This is a genomic window from Acinetobacter sp. BY419, from assembly GCF_019038395.1.
In the GTDB taxonomy this organism is placed as follows: Bacteria; Pseudomonadota; Gammaproteobacteria; order Pseudomonadales; family Moraxellaceae; genus Acinetobacter.
This window is the reverse complement of sequence record NZ_JAGFXZ010000009.1, coordinates 82,282-89,714: the sequence shown is the minus strand read 5'-3', so window position 1 is coordinate 89,714 and position 7,433 is coordinate 82,282. Positions and strand designations below refer to the sequence as shown.

Annotated in this window: 4 protein-coding genes and 1 pseudogene; all 5 read right to left on the bottom strand. The window is 41.8% G+C overall.

What is annotated here, in order from left to right; genetic code table 11:
- Positions 1-125 precede the first annotated feature (125 nt).
- A pseudogene (locus KUG37_RS05500) lies at positions 126-1,223 on the bottom strand (DcaP family trimeric outer membrane transporter); the annotation flags it as partial.
- A 204-nt stretch (positions 1,224-1,427) separates the two neighbouring features.
- On the bottom strand, positions 1,428-2,633 hold the full coding sequence (gene pcaF, locus KUG37_RS05495) for a 3-oxoadipyl-CoA thiolase (RefSeq protein ID WP_216937288.1): 1,206 nt from the start codon (positions 2,631-2,633) through the stop codon (positions 1,428-1,430).
- Between the two features lie 37 nt (positions 2,634-2,670).
- A complete protein-coding gene (locus tag KUG37_RS05490; RefSeq protein ID WP_216937289.1) occupies positions 2,671-3,120 on the bottom strand; it encodes an acyl-CoA thioesterase in 450 nt (149 codons plus the stop codon).
- Between the two features lie 157 nt (positions 3,121-3,277).
- Entirely contained in the window at positions 3,278-5,326 is a 2,049-nt protein-coding gene (locus KUG37_RS05485; protein ID WP_216937292.1) for a 3-hydroxyacyl-CoA dehydrogenase NAD-binding domain-containing protein, read from the bottom strand.
- A 3-nt stretch (positions 5,327-5,329) separates the two neighbouring features.
- Positions 5,330-7,429: an acetate--CoA ligase family protein gene (locus KUG37_RS05480; RefSeq protein WP_216937294.1), complete on the bottom strand. Its 2,100-nt coding sequence runs from the start codon at positions 7,427-7,429 to the stop codon at positions 5,330-5,332.
- Between the last annotated feature and the right edge of the window lie 4 nt (positions 7,430-7,433).

Sequence of the window (7,433 nt, the reverse complement as noted above, 5' to 3'; positions counted from 1 at the left end):
TTATAATCAGCAGAGAATTCAAAAAGGATTAGATTTTAAAACACCAAATCAAATGGCAGCAGACTTTTACAAGTTGGCTGCATAGAATCTACCAAGTGGAAGTATCCTGTTAATTCAGCACACATCATAACATTTAACCAACCTTGCTGGAGATGATCATTCCCATTGGCATTCTTATCATCATAAATTACCGAGCCATAGCCTAAAGTACTTCTGATCTGAGGCGTAAATTTATACGTTGCACCCAATGTGAAAGCATCAAAATCAATCAGTTCTATATCACTTCCATGTTGAACATAGCGCTTATTATCTGAGGTATATAGTAAGAACTTATTATCCCCAGAGACATGCGAGTAATTAGCATTCAGAATAAGCTGATTATCTGGCTTATAATTCACCCCTAGGCCAATCCCCCAACCTAGCTCTGTTTCATCGTTCAACTCACGAACTCGTACTTCTTGTAAGAGTCCTCGTGCAGTGACTAGTCCAGCACCTTCGGCAAATTTATAGCTTAATTTTGCCGTAGCTGCAGGTAATCTGTTTTCATCATTGCCTTTTTCTAATGCGACAAAATACTGGGTATTAGGATTTACTTTTTCCGTGTACCGCACCATTGGAGTACGCGTTGTGCCTCCTCCAAGTGGAGTATTAAAATCGAGCATTTCTGGTGATGTTTCAGTCGACAAAAAATTCGAGGTCGTTTGACCGATTAACCAGTTGTTATAAGTCATATAGACATGACGTAATCGGACTGTATCCTTATCTGTACCACCACGGAAATCGATTTCAACTTTACCGCCGACATCAGCATCCTGAACTGGAGCCTTAAAATCCAAGCCTATACGGGTAGTTGTTAATGTTGAATCCAAGCGATCTTCAGTGGATTTCTTATTGGCTTCCCCTTCCAGCACCACGCTATTGATGCTATTAAACATGCCTTTTGCACCTTCAATTTGATAGGCAGCATCAGCACGAATAAAACCATAAATATTTACTTCTGCTCCGTTCTTTGATTTCCATTTTAATACTGAATCTTCAGATTTCTTCGGAACGTTTGCTACTACTGGAAGACTGGCTTGAGTCTGAAGTGCTGTGGTTGTGTGTACTTCAGTATTGTTCTGCTTTTGAATCGCTGTTTTTAGTACTTCTAGTTCAGCCCTAAGCTCTTGTATCTGTTGCTGTTCAGTTGTGCCAGCATAAGCATTGTTAAACAGACAAGTCATCACCGTGAGTGCAAGGGTATTTACAACCAAGCGCATAAAAATCTCCAATATTTGTATAAAGTTCATCCGTGACTTTTTGAAGTATTTCAAAAAGCTGATTGATTATTTTTAAATAAATATCAATCATTTATTTATGATTTAAATTGAAAATCATAATGAGAGAGAAGATCTCTAGAAATTCTAGAAATCTTCCAAAAGCGTTGTTTACTTTCTGCTGATGATCAAGGCAATTCCCTGCCCCACGCCGATACACATTGAGCAAAGTGCATAATTTCCATCTATGGCTTCAAGTTGGTTTAAAGCAGTCGTCACCAGGCGGGCACCTGAGGCACCAAGTGGATGGCCAATCGCAATCGCGCCACCATTCGGGTTAACATGGGCAGCATCATCAGGAAGCCCCAAGTCACGAGTTACAGCCAAAGCTTGTGCTGAAAAGGCTTCGTTAAGTTCAATGACATCCATCTGATCTATAGTCAGACCAGTTTGATCAAGCAGTTTTTTGATCGCTGGTGCTGGACCAAAGCCCATGATGCGTGGCTCAACACCTACGACAGTTGCACCAATGATTTTGGCACGTGGTTTTAATCCGTATTTTTCAACCGCTTCATCTGAAGCAATCAGTAGAGCTGCTGCGCCATCATTAATACCTGATGCATTGCCTGCAGTCACAGTACCGTCGGCTTTTACTACAGGTTTAAGCTTGTTTAATCCTTCAAGTGTGGTTGAAGCACGAGGATGCTCATCTTTATCAACAACAATTGGATCACCTTTACGCTGTGGAATTACGACTGGAATAATCTCATTATTAAAAAAGCCACGTGCTTGGGCCGCAGCCGTACGTTGCTGGCTGGCTAAAGCAAATTTGTCCTGATCTTCACGACTGATATTGAACTGCTCTGCTACGTTTTCCGCAGTCTGTGGCATGGTTTCTACACCATACAGCTCTTTCAGTTTTGGATTGATGAAGCGCCAGCCCATAGTGGTGTCTTCAATCTTTTGGCTACGGCCATAAGCGGTATCTGACTTGCCCATAACTAGTGGTGCACGAGACATAGATTCCACGCCACCAGCCACGATCAGATCTGCTTCACCGGCTTTAATTGCACGTGCTGCAATTGCTACAGCATCAAGTGATGAACCACATAAACGGTTAATCGTTGTTGCAGGTACTTGATATGGCACGCCAGCAAGCAAAGCTGACATACGACCAACATTACGGTTATCTTCACCCGCCTGGTTGGCACAGCCATAGATCACATCATCTACTTTTTCCCAGTTGATGCTCGGGTTACGTTCGATCAAAGCTTTGATTGGCAATGCACCTAGGTCATCCGCACGGACTGGTGCTAAGCCACCAGCGTAGCGGCCAAATGGTGTGCGGATGGCATCGATGATATATGCATTTTTCATCATAAATCCTTTTTTAGATATGCGTCTTTGAGTAAATTCAATTATTTTGGAGTCGTAATTTTTTACGTCTTAAGGCAGCTTCAAAACGACATTGCTTAAGTTGTGAATCAAGATTTAAGGGAGAAATCGCAGAGGGTTTACCCTTGTTATCCACTGCTACCATAGTGAAATAGCAACTGTTGGTATGTCTGATTTGGCGACTTTGGATATTTTGAGCTTCAACACGAATACCAATTTCCATAGAACTTCGCCCGACATAATTTACATTTGCCAGAAATGAGACCATTTCTCCCACTTTGATAGGTTCCTTAAATAAAACCTGATCTACAGATAACGTAACGACGTAGGTTCCCGAATAACGACTGGCACATGCATAAGCAACCTGATCTAGTAACTTGAGTATTGTTCCCCCATGAACATTGCCAGAAAAATTAGCCATATCCGGTGTCATCAATACACTCATTGTTAAACTGCTTTGATCACTCATGTTTAGTGTGTAATTCAATATTGGTTAATTTGATTATATTGAGCAGAAATCAGTAAGAATTTCCGAAAAATCACGACCTCATATCTTTCTTTCAAGTAAAAAAAAAGCCCGACCGAAGTCAGGCAAATAGGCACACACCTCAATACTAAAACGATGATTACGCTGTTTTAGCTAATTTATGAAAAATGGATAAATCTCCTTTGTTAAATCCAATACCTGTATTGTGTTCCAGGATTTCTTGTTGCTTATACAGATAGTTTAAGTCTTGTTTAGATGCCCAGTATGCGGGTCCGCCTTCCCATTTAGGGAATCCAAAGCCATTGATCATCACCAGATCAATATCATTCATACGTAAGGTCACCCCTTCAGCCAACAGCAAGGCAGCTTCATTGGCCATAGTGAGTAATACGCGTTCCACGATCTGTTCAGGTGTAAAGGCTTTACGTTCAATACCTTTAGCTGCAGAAGCTTTAAGAATAATGTCAGTGACGATAGGGTCAATTTCAGGTTTTCCATTTGCATAGCTATAGTAACCAGCACCTGTTTTTCGGCCAAAGCGCTGTGCTTCGCATAACTGGTCTGGAATATCGACATAACGTGCATTTGGATCACGTTTTGAGGCATTAGCCTTACGCATATTCCAGGCAATATCCAGACCGGATAAATCACCTACAGCAAATGGTCCCATGTTAAAGCCAAAGCTTTCAATTGCCTGGTCAATTTCATGAGGCAATGCACCCTCTTCTAGCATTAATTCACATTGATAGCGGTAAGCTGCATAGATCCGGTTACCAATAAAGCCAAAAGAGTTTTTACATAAAATAGGTAACTTGCCTAACTTTTGGACAAATGCAAATGCAGAAGCAATGACTTCCTGAGAGGTATTATTACCGTGAATCACTTCTACCAACCGCATAATATTTGCAGGATTAAAGAAATGAATACCTACAATATTTTCTGGTCGAATGCTGACCTCGGCAATCTCATCTAAATCAATATAGGATGTATTGCTGGCAATGATCGTATTTGGTGAAGCGACACTTTCAATCTGTTTAATCAGATTCTGTTTGACGGTCAGATTTTCAAAAATAGCTTCAATAATCAGATCAGCGTTTTCAAAAACAGAATCATGATCTGAAAGTTCAAGCTGTTCCAGCTGAGTGAGCTGGTCAGAGGGCTTGATTCGACCAGCTGCAACATCTTTTGCATAGATGTCATCAATTTTAGACTTGCACTGTACTAGTACTGATTTTGACTGGTCATAAACTGCAACTTTAAAACCAGCTCTTAGTGCCGCAACAGCAATACCAGTTCCCATCGTACCCGCACCAACAATAACCACGTTATTAATGGCTTTAACTGGTGTCTCTTTCAGATTGATAGCCTTTTTGGTACTGGTTTCTGCGAAGAACAAGTGTCTTAATGCAAATGCTTCTTCACCCACACGAAGTTTTTGGAATACTTCACGTTCTTCGGCTAAAGCAGTTGCAAAATCAACTGTCGCTGTTGCTTGAATCAGACGGATTGCTTCTTTGACCTGAGGACGGTTTTTTCCAGACTTCAAGGCTTTTTTAATAATGCCATCAAGTTCTTCAGCAGGTTCAGCTGCTACCATTTTCTTCGATAACGGATTTTTTACCGCTGTTTTTGCATATTCAATTGCAAATGGACGTAAGTCGCCCTCAGCAATGGCTTCGACCATACCTAGTTTGAATGCTTCAGCAGCTTTAAGACGTTTGCCGCTACAAATCACTTCAATACTAGGACCCAGACCGATCAGACGTGGTAAACGTTGTGTGCCACCAGCACCAGGAAGCATACCTAAAGTCACCTCAGGTAAACCTACCAAGGTATTCGCTGCTGCTAAACGTGCATCACAACCAAGTGCCAGCTCATAACCACCACCTAAAGTTGCACCACTAATCGCGGCAATCACAGGTTTTGGACATTCTTCAATTGCCTTGATCACTTGAGGCAATTCAGGTGGTGTAATTGGTTTCCCAAATTCTTTTAAATCTGAACCAGAAATAAAGTTTTTGTCTTTACCAATGATCACTGCTGCTGTGAGGGTCTCATCCTGTGCAAATTTTTCAACTGCATCGAGCAGCCCCTTACGCACAGACCATGAACCTGTGTTTACAGGAGGGTTATCAATTACGATGACCGCAATTGATCCCTCAGTTTCAAAATGAATAGTTTCTGTCATGACTTAACCTTCCTTGGCAATATGTACGAGTGCATCCACAGCTGTAACGCCTTGTCCTTGTGGATTTACGATGAGTGGATTCATTTCCGCTTCTTCGATGTAATATTCTTCTGACAATGCCAGTTGAGAGAAAGCCACTACAGTTTCGGCAATCGCTTTTAAATCGCCTTTCTGCTTACCACGGAAACCATCCAGAGCTTTTAAGCCTTTTACTTCAGCAATCATTTCATAAGCTGAATCAATCGTTACAGGCGCTAAACGCATTGAGCTGTCTTTATATAGTTCAGTTAACACACCGCCAGCAGCCAGCATCACAATTGGACCTATATCCTTGTCACGTTTAAATCCAACAAGTACTTCACCTAGACCTTTCACCATAGATTGAACTAATACCTTTTCAACCGTTAGATCGGGGCAGTTTTTCTCAACATTGGCTTTGATTTGCTTGATTGCTGCTTGAAGCTCTGTCTCATTTTGCACATGGAGAATCACACCACCCACTTCAGTTTTGTGACTGATTTGATCATGTAAGACTTTCACTACAACTGGATGTGCAATTTCCAGTGCTTGTGGTTGAGCAACATCCAACACTTGGTATGGTGCATTTTGAATGCCTAATGGACTAAGTAATTTATAAGCAGAATCTTCATCTAAAGTTACTGTAGTGGATACAGCTGGCTGAGTGACTTGCGCTGGAATTGGCATCGGCTGACGACGAGAAAATGCTGCATTAATTACATCAGCACAAGCTTCGGGTGATTGGAATGCAGGTACACCCGCCTGTTTTAATTGCTTTAATGCTTCTGGTGCATCAGGAACCAGGAAACTTAATAATGGCTTTTTGTAAGTTGAGATACTGTCAACAATTGGTTTAACTGCAAGATCTGGGTGATAACGAGCTGAAGAACCTGAAGCGACTAATACCAGGTCAAATTCAGGTGCTTCTTCAAGTACTTCTAGTGCAGCTTTCATCACTTCATACTTGGTGCCCGCTAGTGTTAAATCGATAATACCGCCAGCATGTACATCTACACCGCGTGCATTGAGTTTAGCAATCGTCTCTTCTGAAGGTGACACAACTGAAACATTACGGATGCCAAGCTGGTCAACCACCATTGCAGCACCGCCACCGGTAGTCGTCAAGACACCAACATTAATCTGTTTTTTATTGGCTGCTTGTGGTGGAACTTTGCTGAGAAGCGGAATTGCATTCAAAAAGCCATCTAAGGTTTCTACACGTGCAATACCACAATCTTTAAAGAATGCTTCTGCAACTGCATCCTCACCTGCCATCGATCCAGTGTGCGAAACTGCGAGATCAGCTGCGACTTGTGAACGGCCAAGCTTGAATACCACAACTGGACGATTCAATTCAGCTGCCTTAACTGCAAATTCACGTAGTTTATCTGCATGGCGCATTGATTCTAGGAATAGCATATAACCGTGGATATCTGGGTTATCCAAAGTAGCTAAACAGATTTCACCAACGCTCAGGTCTACTTCACCACCCACTGATACCAAGCCATAAAAGCCGGTATGATGGTTACGACCACGTGAAGTCAAAGAGCCAATCATACTGCCACTGTGTGAAGCACAGAAGATATTACCTTTTGGCAGACCTGGCTCAGCAAAGGCAGCATTTGCAGTTAAAAATAGATCTTCATACAGATTTACTAAGCCTAAACTTGATGGGCCTAAAATACGTGTTTGATATTTTGCTTTAAGTTCACGTAGTTTGTTTTCGCGTTCGATCCCTTCAGCGCCAGCTTCACTAAAGCCACTCGCAATCAGTGTCACTACAGGCACACCCAGTTTGCCGCATTCTTCAACAGCTTCTAATGCCAAGTCTGCTGCTGTTAATACGTAAACATGCTCGGGAACTTCAGGCAAATCCGAAAGAGATGGATAGGCTTTTTCACCCTGCACGGTCTCACGACGTGGGTTAATACAGTAAATTGTGCCTTTATAACCGGCATTTCTTAAAAAGTGTAAAGGACGACCAGCTGTTTTGCTGATGTCATCTGAAATACCAACCAACGCTACTGTCTTAGGCTTCAATAAAGCATTAGAAAGCGTTTTATTTTCTTTAACCATGGAATTCATTTCT